Genomic DNA, 21013 nt, shown 5'->3' on the forward strand with positions numbered 1-21013 from the left:
AGATACATGTCGGATCCCACCCGTACGCTCGACCCATGACCCGGTACCGCCTGCGCGTCGCCCTCGTCGACAGCGAACCCGAGATCTGGCGCGAGTTCGACATCGACGGGCGGATGCCGCTGCGTATGCTGCACATCGCCTTGCAGACGATCATCGGCTGGCGCGAGTCGCACCTGCACGCGTTCACCGACACCGATCCCCACCGGCCGTCGTCGCGCGGCCGGCGTTGGGAGTCACCCGACTTCGCGAGCGACACCGGCGCCCTGTCGGAAGACGCGGCGACCGTCGATCAGGTGCTCTCGAGCATCGACACCCTCTGGTACGAGTACGACTTCGGCGACGGGTGGGTGCACCGCCTCGACGTCGTCGAGCGCCAGCCAGATTCCCCGCTGCTCGCCCCCGTGGTGCTGCTCGACGGCGCGAATCGCGGGCCGTTCGAAGACGCCGGCGGCATGCCCGGCTACGCCGACAAGGTCGCCGCGCTGGCCGATCCACAGCATCCGGAGCACGACGAGATCACCGACTGGGCGCGGGCGACCGTCGGGCCGTGGTCGCCGATCTCGCCCGGTGCGTTCGATCTGGTCGGCGCGCAGAGCGAGCTGAACCTGATGTTCAACCCGCAGGGGTCTGGCCTCTCGCCGTACGACATGTCGGGGCTGGTGAAGAGCGACGAGCTGCGCCGCCCGGGAGACGTCACCGACGAGTCGCCGATCGTCGAGCTCGCGGCGCAGCTGCCGCCGCCGATCCGTTCCGAGCTGCGCCAGCATCTGCACCTCACCGGCGTGCTCGAGCCCCTCGAGCTCGACGACGAGACCGCGGCGCGCATCGTGCGCCCGTTCGCGTGGCTGATGGATGCCGTCGGCGCCGACGGTCTCGCCCTCACCGCCGCGGGATGGATGCCACCCGCCACCGTGCTCAACGGCATGACCGAGCTGGGTCTGCTCGACGACTGGATCGGCGCGGGCAACCGTGAGGATCTCACCCCGCCGATCGCCGAGCTGCGCGACGCCGCCCAGCGGCTCGGTCTGGTGCGCGTGCAGAAGGGACGCCTGCTGCTCAGCGCCGCGGCGAAGAAGGCCCTCGGCGACGCCCCCGCGCAGCTGCAGCTGATCGCGCGAGGGCTGTACCGCAAGCTCAGCGACGCCGAATCGGACGCTGCGACCCTGCTGCTGCTCGCGGTCGCCGACGGCACGCCACCCGGCGAGCGCTGGCACGCGATCGCGTTCGGTCTCGAGATGTGCGGCTGGCAGTCATCCACCCGCCTCGCGTTCACCGAGCGCGACATCACACACGTCACCTTCCATCCGCAGCGGGTGCTCGACCTGCTCAGCGACTCACTCCGCCGGCATCCGGCGAGCGCGGCCGACGACCTGCAGCTGTTCGCGCGGGCGGCGCTGCGCTGAGGCTGCGAAAGCTGACACCGCGCTCAGGCCCCCTGATTCCCGCTCACTAGACTCGGCCGGATGCTCGACACGTCACCGACCGCCGATCCGTTCGTCCGCGTCCGCGGCGCCCACGAGAACAACCTCCGCGGCGTCGACGTCGACATGCCGCGCGATCGGATCGTCGCGTTCACCGGCGTCTCAGGCTCGGGCAAGTCCTCGCTCGCGTTCGGCACGATCTTCACCGAGGCGCAGCGCCGCTACCTCGAGTCGGTGGCCCCGTACGCGCGCCGGCTGATCCAGCAGGGCCACGACCCGCACGTCGACTCGATCACCGGTCTGCCGCCCGCGGTCGCACTGCAGCAGCGACGCGGGGCGCCCAGCTCGCGCTCCAGCGTCGGCACGGTGACGACCCTGTCGAACTCGCTGCGCATGCTTCTCTCGCGCGCCGGCACCTACCCCGACGGCGTCACCGAGCGCCTCGATTCCGACGCGTTCTCGCCGAACACCGCCGCCGGCGCCTGCCCGCGCTGCCACGGCGTGGGCGTCGTGCACGACGTCACCGAGGACTCGCTCGTGCCCGATCCGTCGCTCAGCATCCGCGACGGCGCGATCGCCGCCTGGCCGGGCGCCTGGCAGGGCAAGAACCTGCGCGACATCGCCATCACCCTCGGCTACGACGTCGACCGTCCCTGGCGCGACCTGCCGCAAGCCGACCGCGACTGGCTGCTGTTCACCGACGAGCAGCCGGTCGTGCAGATCATCCCGCAGCGCGACCGCATCGAGAAGCCCTACAACGGCCGCTTCTGGAGCGCGAAGAAGTACGTCTTCCACACCCTCGCCGACTCGCAGAGCGCGATGATGCGCGCCAAGGTGCTGCGCTTCATGCGCACCGGCCCGTGCCCGCTGTGCGACGGCACCGGGCTGCGCCGCGAAGCACTCGCGGTCACCTTCGCGGGGCGCTCGATCGCCGAGCTGAACGCCCTGCCGATGACCGAGCTCGCCGAGGTGCTGCGCCCCACCACCGAAATCACCGACCCGGCCCCCGCCGTGCCCACCGCCGGCAGCGGCGAGCGCACCGACGTCGCCGTCGCGATCGCCGCCGACCTGCGCGCCCGCATCGGCGTGCTCTGCGACCTGGGCCTCGGCTACCTCGGCCTCGGCCGGGTGACCACCACCCTCTCGCCCGGTGAGATGCAGCGCCTGCGCCTGGCCACCCAGCTGCGCTCGGGGCTCTTCGGAGTCGTCTACGTGCTCGACGAGCCCTCGGCAGGCCTGCACCCCGCCGACGCCGAGCCACTGCTCGAGGTGCTCGAACAGCTCAAGGGCTCGGGTAACTCGGTGTTCGTCGTCGAGCACAACATGGACGTCGTCCGTCGCGCCGACTGGATCGTCGACGTCGGCCCCGCCGCCGGCGAGGGCGGCGGCGAGGTGCTCTACAGCGGTCCCGTCGACGGTCTCGAGAAGGTGGATGCCAGCCTCACCCGCCCCTTCCTCTTCCCCTCCGCACAGGGCGAGCACGCAGCCCCGCGCGAGCGCCGCGACGCGGCCGGGTGGCTGCGCGTCGACGGCATCCGGCTGCACAACCTCGACGACGTCGACGTCGCCGTCCCGCTGCAGACGCTCGTCGCCGTGACCGGCGTCTCGGGCTCGGGCAAGTCGACCCTCGTCAGCCGGGTGCTGCACCAGGTGGTGCGCGATCACCTGCATCCGGATGCCGATGCCGCCGACCCCGCAGAAGCCGAGACCGCACCCGACGAGCCGGGGATCGCGGAGGCGACCGCGCCGTCGGACGTCGACACGCTCAGCGTGCGGGGCACCGAAGGTCTGCAGCTCGTCGACCGCCTGGTGCGCGTCGACCAGAAGCCGATCGGACGCACCCCGCGCTCGAACCTCGCGACCTACACCGGCCTGTTCGACGCGGTGCGCACGGCGTTCGCGCGCACCGACCTCGCCCGCGAACGCGAGTACACGGCCGGCCGGTTCTCGTTCAACGTGCCCGGCGGACGCTGCGAGACCTGCCAGGGCGAGGGGTTCGTCGCCGTCGAGCTGCTGTTCCTGCCCGGCAGCTACGGACGCTGCCCCACCTGCCGCGGCGCCCGGTACAACGACGAGACGCTCCAGGTGCGCTGGCACGGGCACTCGATCGCCGACGTGCTCGCGCTCACCGTCACCCAGGCATCCGAGGTGCTCGCCGAGATCCCCGCGGCCGCGCGCAGCCTGCGCGCGCTGCTCGAGGTGGGCCTCGGGTACCTGCGCCTCGGCCAGCCGGCAACCGAGCTGTCGGGCGGTGAGGCACAGCGCATCAAGCTCGCCACCGAGCTGCAGCGGGTGCGCCGCGGGCACACCCTGTACCTGCTCGACGAGCCGACAACGGGCCTGCACCCCGCCGATGTGCGCCTGCTGCTCGCGCAGCTGCACGCGCTCGTCGACGCCGGCGACACGGTGGTCGTCGTCGAGCACGACATGGGCGTCGTCGCCGACGCCGACTGGGTCATCGACCTCGGCCCGTCCGGAGGCGACGCCGGCGGCCGGATCGTCGCGACCGGAACTCCGGATGCCGTGGCCCGGGCATCCGCCAGCCGCACCGCCCCCTACCTCGCCGCCCGCCTTCCCGCCCCACCCCGCTGAGAAACCACTTCCCGCGAGAGAAACGGACGACCGCGTGGTTTCTCATGCAGAACGTGGTTTCTCGGCGCTGCCGGCGGGGCGGCATCCGGATGGCAGGATGCCGGTATGACCCGCACCGTCGTCATCCACGTCACCGCCGATCCCGCCGACGTCGCGCGCTCGATCACCTCGGCGCGCATCCTGCACACGGACCGGCCCGAGCACCGCATCCGGATCATCGTCAACGGCCCGGCGATCACCGGCGTCACCCGTGACGCCGACCCGCTCCCCGTCGACAGGCTGCCCGCGGGCGCGGCGATCGAGGCGTGCGAGGGCGGCATGCGCGCGCACGAGATCACCGCAGACGACCTGCAGCCGGGCATCCGCACCGTCCCCGCCGCGATCGTCGCGCTCACCGACGCGCAGTTCGAGGGTGCGGCGTACATCCGACTGTGAGCCCGACGGCGTAACCCAGCGCGCGCGACGCGGCAACCCCCTGCCCGACTCTCGGCTGCGGCGGCATCGTGGTGAGCCACGACGCCCGCAGCCGGCGGGCGACTGGAGGGAGCAGGCGATGACCGACACGACCGATGACCGCAAGAAGGTCGCCGAGCTGATCAAGGACTTCCGCTTCGCGATGTTCACCACCCGCAAGAGCGACGGCAAGCTCGTCGCCCGGCCGTTCACCGTGCAGGAGGCCGAGTTCGACGGCGACCTGTGGTTCCTGATCTCGAACAGCTCGTCCCCCGCGGCAGAGCTCGCCGACGACGCCGACGTGAACGTCTCGATGAGCTCGAACGACGCATGGGTGTCGCTTTCCGGAACCGCGTGGCTGGTCGATGACCTCGCCAAGATCAAGGACCTGTGGAACCCGGTGGTCGAAGCCTGGTTCCCCGACGGACCCGACGACCCCGACGTGGGCCTGGTGCGCTTCACGGCGGAATCGGCCGAGTACTGGGACACCCCCGGCGGCCGGATCGCCACGGTGTTCAGCTTCGTGAAGTCGAAGCTCACCGGCGAGCGCTACGACGGCGGCGAAAGCGGCAAGGTCGACCTCTGACCGAGGCCTCCGACCGGATGCCGGTGATCGGCTCTTGCCGGTGTCGGCGGGCAGGACTAGTGTTCGACCCACCGACACCGGCAAAGGAGCCGACATGAGCGACATCTCTTCCTCCTCTTCCTCCTCTTCCTCCTCCGACCTGTTCGGATCGAGCAGCGGGCCCGAAGGCCGCTCGATCGGCGACTGGACCGACCTCGGCCGCGAGATGTGGTCGTTCCTCACCGGCCGCGGCGCCGTCGTCAACTACGCGTTCGACGACATGACCGTCGAGGTGCCGCGTGACATCGGCCCCGACGCCCCGCGCGCGACGTGGAAGATCAACGGCACGCTGCGTGTGACCACGAGCGACAACACCCTGACCTCTGAGACCGGCGCGTACACCGACCAGGACTCCGGCCCCTCGGCGGGCTGAGTCGGCTGTGGGGCACGGGCCATGATCACCGTCGACGTCGACCTCACGGTCGCGCTGCTCGGAACCGACGACGAACCGCCCTTCTCCGTGAAGATCACCGGCCACGGTCGGCGCGTGAACGTCTTCATCAGCGATCCCGAGCGTCTTCCCATCATCCGCCGCGCGCAGCTGCACGAGGTCGACGCCCTCGCCAGGCAGCTCGCCGCCCAGGGGCTGACGGTGCGGATCGAAGGCCCGCAAGGGCCGATGATCGAGGTGGGCGACGTGCGTCGCAGCATGCTCTCGCGCCTGGCCACCGGGTCATCGCACATGCGCCTCGGATCGCTGAGCGCGCTGAACAGCGTGCGTCGCATCCAGTCCTCCCGTACCCTGCCGTCCATCCCCTCCGTCGCGCGGGTGCTGCTCCCGCTGGCGCCGACCTTCGAACGCAACCGCCCACGGCGGGTCATCACCACCACTCATTACGCGTGGGGCGCCGGGCATCCGCGACTCATCTTCACCGTCGATGCCGAGCAGTGGGACGGCGTCGCCCCGAAGGTGTTCGATCTCACCTCCGACAGGATCACCATCGGCTCATCGTCGACGTGCGACCTCGTGCTGCCCGATCTCGAATCGGTGCACGCCGAGATCCGTCACGAGCCGGGCGACGAGTACGTGCTCTACGCGAAGGGCGCGGTCGGAGGAGGCGCTTACCGCGAGCGCATCGGGGATGAAGAGCAGGGGCGCACCCTGCGCACGGGCGCCCTGATCACGATGGGCCGGTGGCGGCTCGCGTTCTTCCGCGAGGAGTACGCCGATCACGGACGCCCCTACGGCGGACGCCAGGGCGGCGAATACGCGTACCAGCGTCCTCAGCCGTCGCGCGCGCAGATGATGCGCAACCACGGCGCGGCCGAGGGGCAGCCGCTGCGCACCGAGCCCGGCGCCGATCCGGAGCAGTACGGCGGCTAAGGCTTCGGTGGCCGTCGACTCCGGCAGGCCGAGAGCGTCGTGGCACGCCGGTAGACTGAACGTGCCCCGCCTCCCTCTTCTTCTGGAGCCCGCGTGACCACTCCTGCCTCTCGTCAGCATGTTCCCGACTCGGTCGAGAACGCCATCGCGACTCCTGAGAAGGAGCAGCCCTACGCCGCCCTCGGGCTCAAGCCCGACGAATACGAGCAGATCAAGACCATCCTCGGTCGGCGCCCCACCTCGGGCGAGCTCGCCATGTACTCGGTGATGTGGTCTGAGCACTGCTCGTACAAGTCGTCGAAGAACTACCTGCGCCGCTTCGGGCAGAAGGTCTCCGACGAGATGAAGGAACGGCTCATGGTCGGCATGGGCCAGAACGCCGGCGTCGTCGACGTGGGAGAGGGCTGGGCCGTCACGTTCAAGGCCGAGTCGCACAACCACCCCAGCTTCATCGAGCCGTTCCAGGGCGCCGCGACCGGCGTCGGCGGCATCGTGCGCGACATCATCTCGATGGGCGCCCGCCCGGTCGCGGTGATGGATGCCCTGCGCTTCGGCGCCATCGACCACCCCGACACCCCCCGCGTGGTGCACGGCGTCACCAGCGGCATCAGCTTCTACGGCAACTGCCTGGGCCTGCCGAACATCGGCGGCGAGACGGTGTTCGACGCCGTCTACCAGGCCAACCCGCTCGTCAACGCCCTCGCGGTGGGCGTGCTCCGCCACGAAGACCTCAAGCTCGCCAACGCCACCGGCGTCGGCAACAAGGTCGTGCTGTTCGGCGCCCGCACGGGCGGCGACGGCATCGGTGGCGCGTCGATCCTGGCATCCGATTCGTTCGATGCTTCGACAGGCTCAGCAACCCAGGGCGACGCCAGCGTCGCCAAACCGAGGAAGCGACCGGCCGTGCAGGTCGGCGACCCGTTCGCCGAGAAGGTGCTCATCGAGTGCTGCCTCGAGCTGTACGCGCTCGAGCTCGTCGAGGCCATTCAAGACCTCGGTGCCGCGGGCATCTCGTGCGCGACCAGCGAGCTGGCCGCCAACGGCAACAGCGGCATGCACGTCTCGCTCGACAACGTGCTGCTGCGCGACCCGTCGCTCACCGCCGAAGAGATCCTGATGAGCGAGTCGCAGGAGCGCATGATGGCCATCGTCGCGCCCGAGAAGCTCGACGCGTTCCTCGAGGTCGTGGCGAAGTGGGAGGTCGAGACCAGCGTGCTCGGCGAGGTCACCGGCGACGGCCGCCTGATCATCGACTGGCAGGGCGAGCGCATCGTCGACGTCGACCCGTCGACCGTCGCCGTCGACGGCCCCGTCTACGACCGCCCGGTCGCCTACCCGACGTGGCTCGACGCGCTGCAGGCGGATGCCGCAGAAGACCTCCCCCGCTCGAACGAGCCCGAGGTGCTGCGGGCGCAGTTCCTGCAGCTGCTCGGCTCGCCGAACCTCGCCGACACCAGCTGGATCACGAACCAGTACGACTACTACGTCGGCGGCAACACGGCCCTCGCCTTCCCCGACGACGCCGGCATGGTGCGCGTCGACGAGGAGTCGGGTCTCGGCTTCGCCGTCTCGACCGACGCCAACGGCCGCTACTGCCAGCTCGACCCGTACGCGGGTGCGCAGCTCGCCCTCGCCGAGGCGTACCGCAACGTCGCCGTCACCGGCGCCACCCCGACGGCGATCACCGACTGCCTCAACTTCGGCTCCCCCGAGAATCCCGAGGTGATGTGGCAGTTCGGGCAGACCGTCGACGGCCTGGCCGACGGATGCTACGAGCTGGGCACCCCGGTCACCGGCGGCAACGTGTCGTTCTACAACCAGACCGGCGACGTGCCGATCCACCCGACGCCGCTGGTCGGCGTGCTCGGCATCATCGACGACGTGTCGCGTCGCATCCCGTCGGGCTGGCAGGATGCCGGCGACAACATCTACCTGCTCGGTGTGACCGCGACCGAGCTGTCGGGCTCGGCCTGGGCCGACGTCGTGCACGACCACCTCGGCGGCCTGCCGCCCAAGGTCGACCTCGCCGGCGAGCGCCGTCTCGCCGGCCTGCTCGGCGCCGCTCGCGAGGAGTGGCTGATCTCGTCGGCGCACGACCTGTCGGAGGGCGGCCTCGGCCAGGCCCTCGCCGAGGGCGTCATGCGCTTCGGCGTCGGCGCGCGCGTCTGGCTCACCGAGCTGATGGAGCGCGACGGAGTGGATGCCGCGACCGCGCTCTTCTCGGAGTCGGCCGGCCGCGTGATCGTGACCGTGCCCCGCGAGGAAGACGTGAAGTTCCGCGGGCTGTGCGAGGGACGCGACTACCCGGTGCTGCGCATCGGCGTCACCGACACCGAGCCGACCCTCGAGGTGCAGGACGTGTTCACCTTCTCGGTCGACGAGCTGCGCGAGACCTCCCGCGGCACGCTTCCCGCCGTGTTCGGCCCGACCGTGACCGAGCCCGTCGCGTGACCGACGTGCACACCGACGAGGACTACGGCGATCTCGGTGAGCGCCGCAGCCGCCGCATCCGGGCCGTCGCCTGGGTCACCATCGTCGCGCTCATCGTCGGCGCCGGCGGGGTGACCGCGCTCACGCTGCTCGGCTGACGCGCGGGCGGGGCTGGTCCCGAATGGCTGCCTCCTCGCGATCGAGGCGACCACATGGGCCCACTCGGCAGGGGCCGCCTCGCTCTCGGGCCTGCGCCCAACGCCGGCTGGTCCCGAATGGCTGCCTCCCCACGCCCGAGGCGACCATATGGGCCCACCCGGCGACGGATGCCTGCGGCTGGGGCCTCCGCCCCGCGTCGGCTGGTCCCGAATGGCTGCCTCCCCGCGATCGAGGCGACCATATGGGCCCACTCGGCGACGGATGCCTGCGGCTGGAGCCTCCGCCCCGCGTCGGCTGGCCCCGAATGGCTGCCTCCTCGCGACTGAGGCGACCATATGGGCCCACCCGGCAAGGGATGCCTATAGGCGGACCATCGCGTCGCCCGCGCTAGGGATCCCCCCGTCGGCTGGTCCCGAATGGTCGCCTCCCCACGACCGAGGCTGCCATACGGGCCTACTCGGCAGGGGCCGCCGCGCGCGCAGGCGCGCGCCCCGCGTCGGCTGGTCCCGGATCGCGGCCTCTTCGCGACCGAGGCGACCATATGGGCCGACCCGGCGAGAGGGATGCCTGAGCTCGAAGGCAGGATACCTGGACCCGAGGTGCCCGCACACGGCGCAGCCCAAGAGGCGTGCTGACGAACGGAGCGCCGGGGAGTAGCATCCGGAGGCATGAGCATCCGCTTCGAGAACGTCGGCATCGCCGTGCGCGACCTCGACGAGGCCATCTCGTTCTTCACCGCACTGGGGCTGACCGTCATCGGGCGCGATGAGGTCAGCGGCGAGTGGGCGGACACGACCGTCGGGCTCGACGGCAACCACGCGAAGATCGCGATGCTGCAGACCCCGCACGGCGACGGGCGGATCGAGCTGTTCGAATACGTGCATCCCGCGGCGATCGAGACCGACCCGACGTTGCCGAACGAGATCGGCATGCATCGCGTCGCCTTTCAGGTCGACGACCTCGACCAGGCGCTCGCGATCGCCGCGCAGCACGGATGCCATCCGCTGCGCGGCGTCGCCGACTACCACGGCGTCTACCGGCTGACGTACCTGCGTGGCCCGAGCGGCATCATCGTGATGCTCGCCGAAGACCTCACGCGCACCTGACCCGGCACCTCACGCGGTGTCGGACTTGCGGCCGCCCGCCGCGCACGATTGTGCCGCTCCTCGTCTCGAGAAGCGGCACAATCGCGCTCACAGCGGGCGACCCGCTGCGGTCAGCTCTGGAATTCCAGCGAGATGATGTCTTCGGGCAGCGTCGAGAACCCAAGGTTCTCCGCCCCGACGAGCGGGATCAGGATGTCGGCCATCTCCGCCAGCTGATCCTTTGCGTTATCCGAGAAGCGATTCAGGAGGACGGGGCGGGTGAGCTCGCGCAGCTCGACCACCTGGTCGGCGTCTGTGATGCCGATGTTCGCGGCGATATCCGGCCACACTTCGTCGTCTTCGAGCATGAGTGTGACGGCCTCTTCGTAGGCGTGCACGAACGCTTTCACGTTCTCGGGGTTGTCCGCGATGTACGAGTCGCGGAAGCCGAACATCAGGTGGGCGCCGCGCGGAAGGCCAATCGCTTCGGCCATCTCGGCCATCGAGGCGATGGTGACATTGTCACCTGACGCGGTGAGCGGGGGCACGAGGTTGAACCACATCTGCGTGGCGTCGACGTCACCCTTCGCCAGCAGTCCCTGCGCGAGCGCAGGAGCCGTGGTGTCGACGAGTTCCACGTCCTTCTCGACGTCGAGGTCGAACTCCTTCGCCGCGTATGTCTTCAGGATCGTCCAGTCCATCGACGTGGTCCCCAAGACTGCGAGGCGGCTGCCCTTGAGGTCGCCGACGTCCGAGATCCCGCTGTCTTTCGCGGCGACGATGTTGTTCACCCAGGTGGTGAACGGGGCGACGGCGGTGATGCCGACGTCGGCGTTTCTCATGTTCGCGAAGTTCGTCCAGAACGTGAGCATGGCATCGCCCTCACCCGTTCTGAACACGGTCACCGGATCGCTCGCACTGACGATGTTGAGATCGAACCCGTACTTCTCGTCGAGTTTGAGGGAGTCGATCAGGTAGGGCGCGAAGGTCTGCGAGCCCGACGGGTTGGCCAGGATGTTCACCTTGCCGCCGTTGCCGATCTTGTCGGCGCCGTCGCCCGAGGTGGCCGCGGGCGATTCTCCCGCGGCGCAGCCGGACAGAGCGAGAGCGGTGACGAGGGCGATACCTGCCAGTGCGGTACGGGTTTTCATGACTGCCTTTCGGATTATGAACTGCTCCGCGGAGAGGGGAAGGAGACGGAGCGCTCCTGGGGAAGGGCTACTGCCCGATGACGTTCACGAGACGCTCCACGACGGAGCGGCTGGCGTCGAAGACCCTCTGGTCGTCGACTGCACGAGGACGCGTGAGCTGGTCGAGGTTGATCTCGTCCTTGAATGTGCTCATCGGTCCGCGCTTCATGATGAGGATGCGGTCGGCGAGGAACGCCGCCTCGTGGGCGTTGTGGGTGACGAAGAGCACGGTCATGCGCTCTCTCTCCCAGATCTTGAGCAGGTCCTCGCGCAGGCTGCGCGCAGAGATCTCGTCGAGGGCGCTGAACGGCTCATCCATGAAGAGCACATCCGGTTCGATGCAGAACGCCCGGGCGATGGAGGTCCGCTGCTGCATCCCTCCCGAGAGCTGACCCGGGTAGAGCTTGCGGTGCTCGGACAAGCCGACCATGTCGAGATAGTGATCGATCCGGCTCGGCCATTCCTTCTGGTCGAAGCCGGCGGCCTGCAGGGCGAACTGCAGGTTCCCTTCGACGGTGCGCCAGGGCAGCAGGCGCGACTCCTGGAAGACGTACGCGCTTCTGACGCCGTAGATCGCGGGCGATCGCACATCGATGCCGTTGATCTGCGCGGTTCCGTCGAAGTCGCGGTCGAGGCCGCTCAGCACGTTCAGGAAGGTGGACTTCCCGCAGCCCGACGGGCCGAGGATGCACACGAACTCACCCTGGCCTGCGTCGAACGACGCGTTGTCCAGAACGACTCGCGGTTCCCCGCCGGCGGGATTGGGGTAGGTCTTGGTGATGTCCCGGCATGACAGCGCCGTCATGGTGCTCAGGTCCTGACTGATCGACACGATTCGTCCTTTCTCGGAGGTGCGGAGGTTCACAGCTGGGCCATCGTGCGCCAGCGGAACAGGCGGCGCTCGATGAAACCGAGCACGCCCAGCTCCAGGAAGAGCATCACGGCGAGGAACACGAGCGAGTAGCTGAGGACACGCGTCATGTTGAACAGCTCGTAGTAGTGGTTGATCTGGTATCCCACGCCGCTGCTGCGGCCGAGCAGCTCGATGAAGAGGATGAGCTTCCACACCAGGCCGAGGCTGAAGCGCGCGGAGCCCATCAGGGTGGGTGCGAGCTGGGGGATGATGATCTGGCGAACGATCCGCCAGCGGGGCACTCGCAGCGAGCGCGCCATCACGATCAGCTTGGAGTCGAGCCCCTTCGCCCCCTCCCACACATTTACTGTCGTCATCGCGACGGTCGTCAGCACGCCCGCCACCACGGTTCCGAGCTCGTTGAGCCCGAGGATCATGAACGTCAGGATGACGATGACGAGGGACGGCAGGATCATGCCGACGACGATCCACAGCTCGAAGAACGCGCTCGCCTTCGCGTTCAGGCCCATGAAGAGGCCGACTGCCGTTGCGACGGCGAGCCCGATGCCGAAGGCGATGAGCACGCGGATGAGCGTCGCGGCGATGTGAGACCAGGCCTCACCCGTGCCGAACGTGATCTGCACCATGTCGACGCCGACGGTGAAGGGATCGGGCAGCACGTTGCCGGGCAGCACGAAGGCGCCCAGCAGCCAGAGGGCGAACAGGGTCGCCACTGAGGCGAGCTGAATCGCAGTGTGGCGGACGCGGCGACCGCCTCGCGCCGGAGCAGCGCGGCGGACGGAGCTCGAAGGTCGCTCTGCGAGCGTGGGTTCGGTAACCATCAGATCCATTCCTCACGAGGGGTTTTACATACCATGTGTCAAGGTAACCCGGGACGTTCTCGATGTCGAGACATTTTTTCTGCGAGAAATCAACGCTCTGAATGAGCGCCCTTGCTTCACCCGTACCTACTTGGTATATCATCACGGCATGGACAGATCGACAGCGCTCCGCTCAGCAGCCGACGAAGCCGGACCTTTCGAGAGCAAGAGCGACTACATCGCACGAATGATCCGCATCGGCATCCGCGAAGGCGATTACGTCGAGGGACAGAGCATGCGCCAGCGCGATATCGCGGCGAAGTACGGGGTCAGTGCGACGCCCGTTCGCGAGGCCTTCAGCCAGCTGCAGGCCGAGGGATATCTCGACGCTCGCCTCAACCACGGCGCCCGAGTGCGATCTCTGACCAACCGGATGCAGGAGAACTGGAAGCTTCGCGCTGCCCTGGAATCCGTCGCCGCCGAGCTCGCCGCCGAGAACATCATCGAAGACGACCTCGCCGAGATCCGCGACCGCGCATCCGCGTTCGCCGCAGCCCCGGACGGCGAGCGGGATGCCCGCAACCGCGAGTTCCACTTCGCGATCTACGAGCGGTCGAACTCACCCGTGCTCATCCGTTTCCTGCATGAGCTGTGGGAATCGCTGGACCTGGAGGTCACGGGTCGGCGCAGCCACGAGGCGTCCGTCGCCGAGCACACCCTCATCGTGGATTCGCTCGCCCGCAGACTCCCGCAGGCCGCGTCCGACTACACCCGGCTTCACATCGAGGGCACTCAGCCGGCCGGCTGAGCATCTTCACCCGACACTTCCGCAGCAACCCACCGACCGCAGAAAGCAGAGTCATCCATGTGCCAGATCGTCGATGTCCACACCCATGTCTATCCTCGGACCTACCTGGACGCCCTGGCGACTCGGGACGAGCTTCCGTGTGTCTCCCACCGTGTCGGCGACGCCGGGCTGTTCAAGATCTTCCCCGATGACGCAGGTCGCGAGATCACCCCCGACTACTGGTCGCTCGACAGCAAGCTCGACTACATGGACGCGGCGGGGATCGATCGATCGGTGGTCTCGCTGGGCAACCCCTGGCTCGACCCGTTCGGTGCCGCTCAGTCGCTCGAGCTGGCCGATCGACTCAATGCCGAGATGGCGGAGTACGAGGAGGCGACGGCGGGCCGGGTCGTCGCCATGGGCTGTCTTCCCTCGGGCTCGGTCGACGACGTCGTCGCGACCATCGAGAAGATCGCGCAGACTCGTGGGCTCTACGGTGTGGCGACGGGGACCCGCATCGCGGACATGCTGTTCGACGATCCGCGTTTGGAGCCGGTGTGGGGCGCCTTCGCCCGGTACGGCATCGCTGTGCTCGTGCACCCGCACTACGGCGTCGGCGTCGAGGAGACCGACGGCTATGGGCACGCCCTGCAGCTGGCGCTCTCGTTCCCGTACGAGACGACGCTCGCGCTCACCAAGCTCGTCATGTCCGGCGTCCTCGACCGCCACCCCGACCTTCGCATTCTCGGCTCTCACGGCGGCGGCACCCTCCCTTATCTCGCGGGTCGTCTCGACGGATGCTGGTCCCCCGACAGCGTCGCCCGCTCTGTGCGCGAACTGGCTCCGTCGACGGGCTTCGAGAAGCTCTACCTCGACGCGCTCGTCTATCACCCTCGTGCGCTCGCGGCCGCGATCGAACTTGTCGGCGTCGAAAAGGTCATGTTCGGCACGGACCACCCGTTCGCCATCGCCGATCCGGCGCAGAACATCGGGGCCATCCACGCGGTCGTCGCGGACGAGCGCGATCGGGCAGCTGTGCTGAGCGGCAACGCGATCGCACTGTTCGGACTGCCCGCGACCATCGACGCGGTCTCCATGCGATGAGCATCGCCGGCCAGCACGGAGGGAAGATCCTCCTCAAGGGATGCGGTTTCCTCTACGCCGACCGCGGAAGCGGCGCTGAGATCTCGCAGGGAACCGACCTGCTGATCTCCGATGGCCGCGTCGCGGCGATCGGCGGAGGATGCGCCCCCTCCGGGGTCGACCGCGTGATCGACGCATCCCGATGGATCGTGGTCCCGGGGCTCGTCAACACGCACCACCACCTCTCCCAGCAGCTGACCCGCACCGAGGCCTTCGACTGCGGCCTCGTGGACTGGCTGTCGACGTTGTATCCGGTCTGGCGCCATATGACGCAGGCCGACGCCTACGTCTCCGCACTGGTCGGCATCGCAGAGCTGGTACTCAGCGGATGCACGACGGTGGGCGATTTCACCTATTACTACCCGCGAGGTGGCGGCGACATCCTGGGGGAGCAGGTGCGCGCCGCCGCCGAGATCGGCTGCCGCTTCGCTCCAGTGCGCGGCGGCATGGTCGAGCTGGAAGCCGCCGTGCGCGAGCGCATCGGCACGCGACTGGACTCATCGATCGAGTCCCGCGCGGACCTCATCGACGGCATGCACGACGCCATCGACCGGTTCCATGATCCCCGACCCGACGCGATGGTCAAGGTCGGTGTAGGCCTGACGGAGAAGGCGTACGGCGACCCGTCGATCATGCGAGAGATCGCGGCTCTGTCAGGTGATCACGACGTGAAGATGCACACGCACTTGCACCCTCGTCCTGACGAGCGCCGGCACGCCGAGACGGTCGCGGGGATGAGCCCGATCGACTACCTCGACGAGACAGGCTGGCTCAGCGAACGGCTCTGGGTCGCGCACGGCACCGGCCTGACAGCATCCGACCTGACCCGCTTCGCGACCGCCGGGGTCGGCCTGTCGCTCAACCCGAGCTCCAACGCACGGTTCGGCCTTCCGATCGCTTCGGGGATGCTCGCCCACGAACTCGGCGTGCGGGTGTCGGTGGGCGTCGACGGGGCAGCGTCGAGCGACTCGGGCAACGAACTCGCCGAACTGCGACTGGTCATGCAGACCCAGCGCATCCAGGCGGGAGTCGACGAGGTGCCGTTTCATCGGGTCACCGCCGACACGATGTTCCAGTGGGCGACCGTCAACGGCGCACAGACGCTGGGATGGGCAGGATCAGCACTCGGCGCAGGGGAGCTCGCTGACCTCGCCGCGTTCCCGATGGACTCCATCGAGTTCGTCGGGGCACGGGATCCGCTCGCGGCGCTGCTGCTCTGCGCCGGCGGCAAGATGCGCGCTGACACCGTGATCGTCGGAGGTCGAATCATCGTCGCCGACGGACAGCTGTTGAGCCATGACGAGTCCGAGCTCGCCCGCAGCGGGCGAGCCGCATCCGAAGCACTGTGGGAGAGGTCGAGATAGATGAGTTCTGAGATGACGTCCGCCGGGGTTCAGCGCCACCTGGGAGTGGCCGAGCACCAGATCGGCAAGTACGTGCTGCTGCCGGGTGATCCCGGCCGGTGCGCGGCGATCGCCGCACACTTCGATCAACCGGCGCTTGTGCACGTTCAGCGGGAGTACGAGACGTGGACTGGCCGTCTTCGCGGTGAGCTGGTCAGCGTGGTGTCGACCGGGATAGGAAGCCCGTCAGCCGCCATCGCGATCGAGGAGCTCATCAAGCTCGGCGCGCACACGTTCATCAGGGTCGGCACATCGGGCGCCATCCAGCCGGACACGGCTCACGGCGAGCTCGCGATCGTGAGCGGCGCGATCCGTGACGAGGGGACAACTCCGACGTACCTCCCGATCGAGTTTCCCGCGATCGCCGACGGAGCCATCGTCAGCGCCCTTCGTGATGCCGCCCGAGAGCAGGGGGCGGCACACCGCGTCGGAGTGTCGCACTCGAAGGATTCGTTCTACGGCGAGGTGGAGCCCGAGCGCATGCCGTTGGCGCCGATGCTGCGGATGCGGTGGGATTCGTGGAGGGCAGGCGGAGCGATCTGCTCCGAGATGGAGGCATCCGCGCTGTTCGTCATCGCGGCGATCCATCGCGTGCGTGCGGGAGGCCTGATGCAGATGAACGTCGGAGGCGCGAAGGGCGATCAGGCCCTGCTGCTGTCGACTGCAGCGAGGGCCCTCGAACTGCTCATCGAACGAGACCGAAGCGCGGATCCGGCGTGACCTGACCCGGCGCATCACGCCGTGTCGGACTGCCCGCGGTCGCTCGACTCGGACTTGCGACCGCCCGCCTCGAGCACGTCACCCGCCGGCAGCTCCTTGTGCCCGCCGAACTGCAGACGCATCGCCGAGAGCACCTGGTTCGCGAAGCGGTCTTCATCGCGCGAGGCGAAGCGCTCGAACAGGGCCGACGAGAGCACCGGCACGGGCACGCCCACGTCGACCGCGGCCTTGACCGTCCAGCGGCCCTCGCCCGAGTCCGAGACCCGGCCGGCGAGTCCGTCGAGGGTGGGGTTCTCGTTGAGAGCGGTCGCGGTGAGATCGAGCAGCCACGACGAGATGACCGAACCGCGACGCCACAGCTCGGTGACCTTGGCGGTGTCGATGGGGAACTGGTAGAACTCGGGCTCCTCGAGAGGCGCGATCTCGGCGGAGTGCTCGGCCTCGCGCACGCCCGCGTCGGCGTTATCGAGCAGGTTGAGACCCTCGGCGATCGCCGCCATGATGCCGTACTCGATGCCGTTGTGCACCATCTTCACGAAGTGTCCCGCTCCGGCCGGACCGCAGTGCAGGTAGCCCTGCTCCTCCGGCGCCAGCTCGCCGGTGCGGCCGGGAGTGCGCTCGATCTCGCCGACGCCGGGCGAGATGGTCTTCAGCAGCGGTTCGATGTGCTGCACTGCGGCATCCGATCCGCCGACCATGAGGCAGTATCCGCGCTCGAGGCCGAACACGCCGCCGCTCGTGCCGGCGTCGACGTACTCGATGCCGCGCTCGCGCATCGCGGCGGCGCGGCGCACGTCGTCGCGATAGTTGGAGTTGCCGCCGTCGATGATGATGTCGCCCTCGTCGACCAGGTCGGCGACCTGGTCGAGGATGGTGCCGGTGAGCCCGGCCGGGACCATCAGCCAGATCACCCGGGGGGTCTGCAGCTTCGACACGAAATCCTGCAGGTCGGTTGCTCCGACCGCGCCGTCGGCGACGATCGCCTCGACGGCGTCGCTGTTGACGTCGAACCCGACGCATTCGTGTCCGTCACGCATCAGGCGGCGCACGATGTTCGCGCCCATGCGTCCGAGTCCGATCATTCCCAGCTGCATCATGTCTCCTGTCGATTGGCGTTCCCATCGTCACGCACGCCATGGGTGGTGGCAAGGCCCGTGCGGGGCGGGTGTGGATGTGGCATGCTTCGCGGTCGGGGATCGGGGCGGGCCAGGCCGCGCAGCGGCGCTACCTCGTCCGGGAGGGCATCCGGCGCAGCACGTCGAAGAGCACCTTCAGCGTGAGCACTCCCGTGACCACCATGAACAGGTAGCCGAACACCTGGAACAGCGTCAGCGTGTCGGTCAGCTGCGGGCCCACGCTGCTCGTGAGCAGCACGGCCGACATGATCCCGAAGACGCCGGCGAGGAACGCCACGACGACCAGTCCGGTGATCTCGCGAAGGAACGCCCGGTCACGGGCATCCGCCAGCATCCGCACGTTCATGTTGAACCGGCCCTCGGCGAGGTGCCCGGTGATCTGATCGACGCGATGGGGCATGCGCTTGATGAGGGGCAGCACGGAGAGCGCCTCATCGGCGAGCGAGCGCAGCACGGCCTGCGGCCGCATCGCGTCGCTCATCCGGCGCTGCGCGTAGTCGCCGGCCTCAGCGATGAGGTCGAACTCCGGCTCGAGCAGGCGCAGCGATCCTTCCACGGTCGCGATCGCGCGGAACGGCACGGTCAGCTCGGCGGGAACGGTCAGGCCCTGCTCCGAGAGGATCACGACCACCTCGGCGAACACCGAGGCATCCAGCCGCGAGCCTGGCCCGAGGCGACGTGACATGAACGACGACACGATGCGGCGCAGCGCGCGTTCGTCCTGACCGTCGTCGAGGGTGACGAACTCGAGCAGCGAATCCGCGAACGCGGCGGCGTCGCCTCGCGAGAATGCCGACAGCACGTCGACGATCCGCGCCCGCGTCTCGGAGTCGATCCGGCCGATCGAACCGAAGTCGAGAAGGACGACCTCGGCCTCGGCACCCGCGGAGACGACGATGTTTCCGGGGTGCAGATCGGCGTGGAAGACGCCCGCCTGAAGGATCTGGGCGAGCACCGCGTCGAGCAGTCGCCGAGCCAGTTCGCTGCGCTCGGCCGGGTCGAGCGCGGCCGCGGCCCGCGGATCGCTGAGGGTGCGCCCCGACACGTGCTCCATCACCAGCACCCGTTCACTGCTGAGAGCCGAGATGCCGCGCGGGATGTGCACGCGAGAGTCCGCGGGAAGGCTCTGCTGCACGGCGGCGAGCGCCGCCATGTTCACGGCCTCGAGGCTGTAGTCCAGCTCGTCGTGCAGGCTCTGGGTGAGGCTGTCGACCAGCGCTTCGACCCCGAACCTCTCCGCCCACTCGCTCGATCGGGCGAAGCGACGGGCGAGGCGCTGGGCGATGTCGATGTCGCGCAAGACCACCGCTTCGATCCCGGGTCGCCGCACCTTGACCGCCACTCGTTCGCCGGACTTCAGTGTCGCGGCGTGGACCTGACCGATGGATGCCGCAGCAAGAGGCTCGTGCGAGAACGTGGCGAACACGTCGTCGAGCGGCCCGCCCAGTGAGGCGACCAGCTGCGCTTCGACGGCGCTCCACGGCGCCGGCGGCACCCTCTGCTGCAGGGCGCTGAGGGCATCGCGGAACTCCTGCGGCAGCACATCGGGACGTGTGGACAGCAGCTGCCCGAGCTTGACGAACGCCCCGCCCGCCTCCTGCAGCGCCTCTTTCAACGCGATCGCCTGCTGGCGCCGCTCCCGACGATGCTGCTCGTCGGCACCGGACTCGAATCGGATGGCCAGCAGACGGTGCCGGGCGGCGATCCGCAGCAGCTGCATGTACCGCCGATTGCGTTCGAACGCCTGTCGAGTCAGGGCCGGCCACTGGTGCGGCTGAGGCAGCGAGCCCTGCGGCACGAGGATCTCCGCAGCAACGAGAACCGCGATGGCGACGAGCACGATCACACCGAGCAGAATCGGGATGACGGCGGGCGTGTACTCCGCTGCACGCCAGACGAACTGCGATTCGAAGCCGACACCCGCACCGAGTCCGGCGAGGCCGGCGAGGATGATGCGCCCGCTGCTCATGCGCACCCCCAGCAGACGCCGCGAGAGCGCGCCGATGAGCAGCATGACGAGCACCGTGACCCCGACGATCAGGAGCGCATCGAGCACAATGGCTGAGAGATTCACACGCGGCCTCCGATGGGGAGAACTGTATCAATCCCCGGCGGATCGATCTCAGTCCATTCCAGTGGAGCGCAGTGCGCACGGATGCGCATCCGGAAGAAGGCTGATGCGGGCGTCATCCGAACGTGTGAGGCGGCGGGCGGGGCGCGGCCCGGTACGGGCGGGTACGGGCGTTGCGGGGAGCCGGATGCCGGTCATGCGCCCCCGATAACCGACATCTGGCTCCCCGACCGGCGAACGGGGACCGGGATCGTTCGCGGTGCTGGCGGCGACGCTGCGCGGAAGGCAGCGGGGCTAGGGTGGCGGGATGGCCGGCATCAGCAGGGAGTCGCTCGCCGCGCAGCGGGCGGATGCTGTCGCGCGCGCCGAGCATGCGGCATCCGCTCTGGCCGAACTCGTGCACGACCGCCAGGGGTCGAACGACGACGACGAGCACGACCCCGAGGGCGTCACCCTGTCGTCGGAGTGGTCGCGGCTGTCGGCGCTGGCCGACGCGGCTGCCGACGAGGTGCGGCAGTACGACGAGGCGCTCGAGCGGTGGGATGCCGGTGACTACGGCACCTGCGCGAACTGCGGGCAGCCCATCCCCGAGGGTCGTCTCGAGGTGCGCCCGTTCGCGCGGCTGTGTGTGCCGTGCGCCGAGAAGCTCGGATGACAGCGCACGAGTGACGCCCGGCGCCCCGGGTGTTCCGTTGCGCCAGGCAGGCAAGCCGCCCGGCGTCCCGGGTCGTTACGAAACGGGGGCCGACACTCCAGATGTCGGCCGGGGGCCCCGCGGTCCGCCCGCAGCAGGGGGGTGG

Annotated in this window: 19 protein-coding genes; 14 read left to right on the plus strand and 5 right to left on the minus strand. The window is 69.0% G+C overall.

Translation table 11 applies throughout. The features are described 5' to 3' along the window. Positions 1 to 35 precede the first annotated feature (35 nt). From ACWIDW_RS12535 to ACWIDW_RS12575, 9 genes are all read left to right on the plus strand, one after another. Positions 36 to 1403, plus strand: a complete 1368-nt coding sequence (locus tag ACWIDW_RS12535; protein WP_454125651.1) for a plasmid pRiA4b ORF-3 family protein — start codon at positions 36 to 38, stop codon at positions 1401 to 1403. Positions 1404 to 1463: 60 nt separating this feature from the next. After that, positions 1464 to 4013 (plus strand): ABC transporter, encoded by a 2550-nt coding sequence (locus ACWIDW_RS12540; protein WP_454125652.1) that lies wholly within the window; start codon positions 1464 to 1466, stop codon positions 4011 to 4013. Positions 4014 to 4118: 105 nt separating this feature from the next. Beyond that, positions 4119 to 4448, plus strand: coding sequence for a DsrE family protein (locus tag ACWIDW_RS12545; RefSeq protein WP_454125653.1), 330 nt, complete (start codon positions 4119 to 4121; stop codon positions 4446 to 4448). Between the two features lie 118 nt (positions 4449 to 4566). Continuing rightward, complete coding sequence (locus ACWIDW_RS12550) at positions 4567 to 5052, plus strand: pyridoxamine 5'-phosphate oxidase family protein (protein WP_454125654.1); 486 nt, start codon at positions 4567 to 4569, stop codon at positions 5050 to 5052. 94 nt (positions 5053 to 5146) lie between these two features. After that, positions 5147 to 5464, plus strand: coding sequence for a hypothetical protein (locus ACWIDW_RS12555; RefSeq protein ID WP_454125655.1), 318 nt, complete (start codon positions 5147 to 5149; stop codon positions 5462 to 5464). 21 nt (positions 5465 to 5485) lie between these two features. Further along, positions 5486 to 6415 carry a hypothetical protein gene (locus tag ACWIDW_RS12560; protein ID WP_454125656.1) on the plus strand — a complete coding sequence of 310 codons (930 nt, stop codon included), beginning with the start codon at positions 5486 to 5488 and terminating at the stop codon, positions 6413 to 6415. Positions 6416 to 6508: 93 nt separating this feature from the next. Beyond that, on the plus strand, positions 6509 to 8866 hold the full coding sequence (purL, locus tag ACWIDW_RS12565; protein WP_454125657.1) for a phosphoribosylformylglycinamidine synthase subunit PurL: 2358 nt from the start codon (positions 6509 to 6511) through the stop codon (positions 8864 to 8866). Then, complete coding sequence (locus ACWIDW_RS12570; protein ID WP_454125658.1) at positions 8863 to 9003, plus strand: hypothetical protein; 141 nt, start codon at positions 8863 to 8865, stop codon at positions 9001 to 9003. The genes purL and ACWIDW_RS12570 overlap by 4 nt, the downstream gene beginning before the upstream one ends. Before the next feature lie 669 nt (positions 9004 to 9672). Beyond that, positions 9673 to 10110, plus strand: a complete 438-nt coding sequence (locus tag ACWIDW_RS12575; RefSeq protein WP_454125659.1) for a VOC family protein — start codon at positions 9673 to 9675, stop codon at positions 10108 to 10110. A gap of 110 nt (positions 10111 to 10220) precedes the next feature. Here the strand turns inward: ACWIDW_RS12575 and ACWIDW_RS12580 are convergent, their stop codons facing one another. The 3 genes from ACWIDW_RS12580 to ACWIDW_RS12590 form a co-directional block, all read right to left on the minus strand. Continuing rightward, on the minus strand, positions 10221 to 11240 hold the full coding sequence (locus ACWIDW_RS12580; protein ID WP_454125660.1) for an ABC transporter substrate-binding protein: 1020 nt from the start codon (positions 11238 to 11240) through the stop codon (positions 10221 to 10223). 67 nt (positions 11241 to 11307) lie between these two features. Continuing rightward, positions 11308 to 12111 carry an ABC transporter ATP-binding protein gene (locus tag ACWIDW_RS12585; RefSeq protein ID WP_454125661.1) on the minus strand — a complete coding sequence of 268 codons (804 nt, stop codon included), beginning with the start codon at positions 12109 to 12111 and terminating at the stop codon, positions 11308 to 11310. 29 nt (positions 12112 to 12140) lie between these two features. After that, positions 12141 to 12866 (minus strand): ABC transporter permease, encoded by a 726-nt coding sequence (locus ACWIDW_RS12590; RefSeq protein ID WP_454125662.1) that lies wholly within the window; start codon positions 12864 to 12866, stop codon positions 12141 to 12143. A 256-nt stretch (positions 12867 to 13122) separates the two neighbouring features. Here ACWIDW_RS12590 and ACWIDW_RS12595 point away from each other — a divergent pair, with 256 nt between their 5' ends. The 4 genes from ACWIDW_RS12595 to ACWIDW_RS12610 are packed head-to-tail and all read left to right on the plus strand — an operon-like array spanning position 13123 to position 17006. Continuing rightward, positions 13123 to 13761 carry a GntR family transcriptional regulator gene (locus tag ACWIDW_RS12595; RefSeq protein ID WP_454125663.1) on the plus strand — a complete coding sequence of 213 codons (639 nt, stop codon included), beginning with the start codon at positions 13123 to 13125 and terminating at the stop codon, positions 13759 to 13761. A gap of 57 nt (positions 13762 to 13818) precedes the next feature. Beyond that, positions 13819 to 14844, plus strand: a complete 1026-nt coding sequence (locus tag ACWIDW_RS12600; protein ID WP_454125664.1) for an amidohydrolase family protein — start codon at positions 13819 to 13821, stop codon at positions 14842 to 14844. Beyond that, positions 14841 to 16247 (plus strand): amidohydrolase family protein, encoded by a 1407-nt coding sequence (locus ACWIDW_RS12605; RefSeq protein ID WP_454125665.1) that lies wholly within the window; start codon positions 14841 to 14843, stop codon positions 16245 to 16247. The genes ACWIDW_RS12600 and ACWIDW_RS12605 overlap by 4 nt, the downstream gene beginning before the upstream one ends. Next, complete coding sequence (locus tag ACWIDW_RS12610) at positions 16248 to 17006, plus strand: nucleoside phosphorylase (RefSeq protein WP_454125666.1); 759 nt, start codon at positions 16248 to 16250, stop codon at positions 17004 to 17006. A gap of 14 nt (positions 17007 to 17020) precedes the next feature. Here ACWIDW_RS12610 and gnd read toward each other — a convergent pair whose 3' ends face one another. Together gnd and ACWIDW_RS12620 are read right to left on the minus strand one after the other, a co-directional pair. Continuing rightward, positions 17021 to 18103, minus strand: coding sequence for a phosphogluconate dehydrogenase (NAD(+)-dependent, decarboxylating) (gnd, locus tag ACWIDW_RS12615; protein ID WP_454125667.1), 1083 nt, complete (start codon positions 18101 to 18103; stop codon positions 17021 to 17023). A gap of 127 nt (positions 18104 to 18230) precedes the next feature. Further along, positions 18231 to 20216: an ABC1 kinase family protein gene (locus ACWIDW_RS12620; RefSeq protein ID WP_454125668.1), complete on the minus strand. Its 1986-nt coding sequence runs from the start codon at positions 20214 to 20216 to the stop codon at positions 18231 to 18233. Between the two features lie 304 nt (positions 20217 to 20520). Here ACWIDW_RS12620 and ACWIDW_RS12625 point away from each other — a divergent pair, with 304 nt between their 5' ends. Beyond that, complete coding sequence (locus ACWIDW_RS12625; protein ID WP_313356834.1) at positions 20521 to 20868, plus strand: TraR/DksA family transcriptional regulator; 348 nt, start codon at positions 20521 to 20523, stop codon at positions 20866 to 20868. Positions 20869 to 21013 lie beyond the last annotated feature (145 nt).

The organism is Microbacterium sp. NPDC055312, from assembly GCF_053645675.1.

What these genes read in the sequence shown, in the direction of transcription:
- ACWIDW_RS12535 (WP_454125651.1), top strand. Translation starts at nt 36, where the DNA reads ATGACCCGGTACCGCCTGCGCGTCGCCCTCGTCGACAGCGAACCCGAG.
- ACWIDW_RS12540 (WP_454125652.1), top strand. Translation starts at nt 1,464, where the DNA reads ATGCTCGACACGTCACCGACCGCCGATCCGTTCGTCCGCGTCCGCGGC.
- ACWIDW_RS12545 (WP_454125653.1), top strand. Translation starts at nt 4,119, where the DNA reads ATGACCCGCACCGTCGTCATCCACGTCACCGCCGATCCCGCCGACGTC.
- ACWIDW_RS12550 (WP_454125654.1), top strand. Translation starts at nt 4,567, where the DNA reads ATGACCGACACGACCGATGACCGCAAGAAGGTCGCCGAGCTGATCAAG.
- ACWIDW_RS12555 (WP_454125655.1), top strand. Translation starts at nt 5,147, where the DNA reads ATGAGCGACATCTCTTCCTCCTCTTCCTCCTCTTCCTCCTCCGACCTG.
- ACWIDW_RS12560 (WP_454125656.1), top strand. Translation starts at nt 5,486, where the DNA reads ATGATCACCGTCGACGTCGACCTCACGGTCGCGCTGCTCGGAACCGAC.
- ACWIDW_RS12575 (WP_454125659.1), top strand. Translation starts at nt 9,673, where the DNA reads ATGAGCATCCGCTTCGAGAACGTCGGCATCGCCGTGCGCGACCTCGAC.
- ACWIDW_RS12580 (WP_454125660.1), bottom strand. Translation starts at nt 11,240, where the DNA reads ATGAAAACCCGTACCGCACTGGCAGGTATCGCCCTCGTCACCGCTCTC.
- ACWIDW_RS12595 (WP_454125663.1), top strand. Translation starts at nt 13,123, where the DNA reads ATGGACAGATCGACAGCGCTCCGCTCAGCAGCCGACGAAGCCGGACCT.
- ACWIDW_RS12600 (WP_454125664.1), top strand. Translation starts at nt 13,819, where the DNA reads ATGTGCCAGATCGTCGATGTCCACACCCATGTCTATCCTCGGACCTAC.
- ACWIDW_RS12605 (WP_454125665.1), top strand. Translation starts at nt 14,841, where the DNA reads ATGAGCATCGCCGGCCAGCACGGAGGGAAGATCCTCCTCAAGGGATGC.
- ACWIDW_RS12610 (WP_454125666.1), top strand. Translation starts at nt 16,248, where the DNA reads ATGAGTTCTGAGATGACGTCCGCCGGGGTTCAGCGCCACCTGGGAGTG.
- gnd (WP_454125667.1), bottom strand. Translation starts at nt 18,103, where the DNA reads ATGATGCAGCTGGGAATGATCGGACTCGGACGCATGGGCGCGAACATC.
- ACWIDW_RS12625 (WP_313356834.1), top strand. Translation starts at nt 20,521, where the DNA reads ATGGCCGGCATCAGCAGGGAGTCGCTCGCCGCGCAGCGGGCGGATGCT.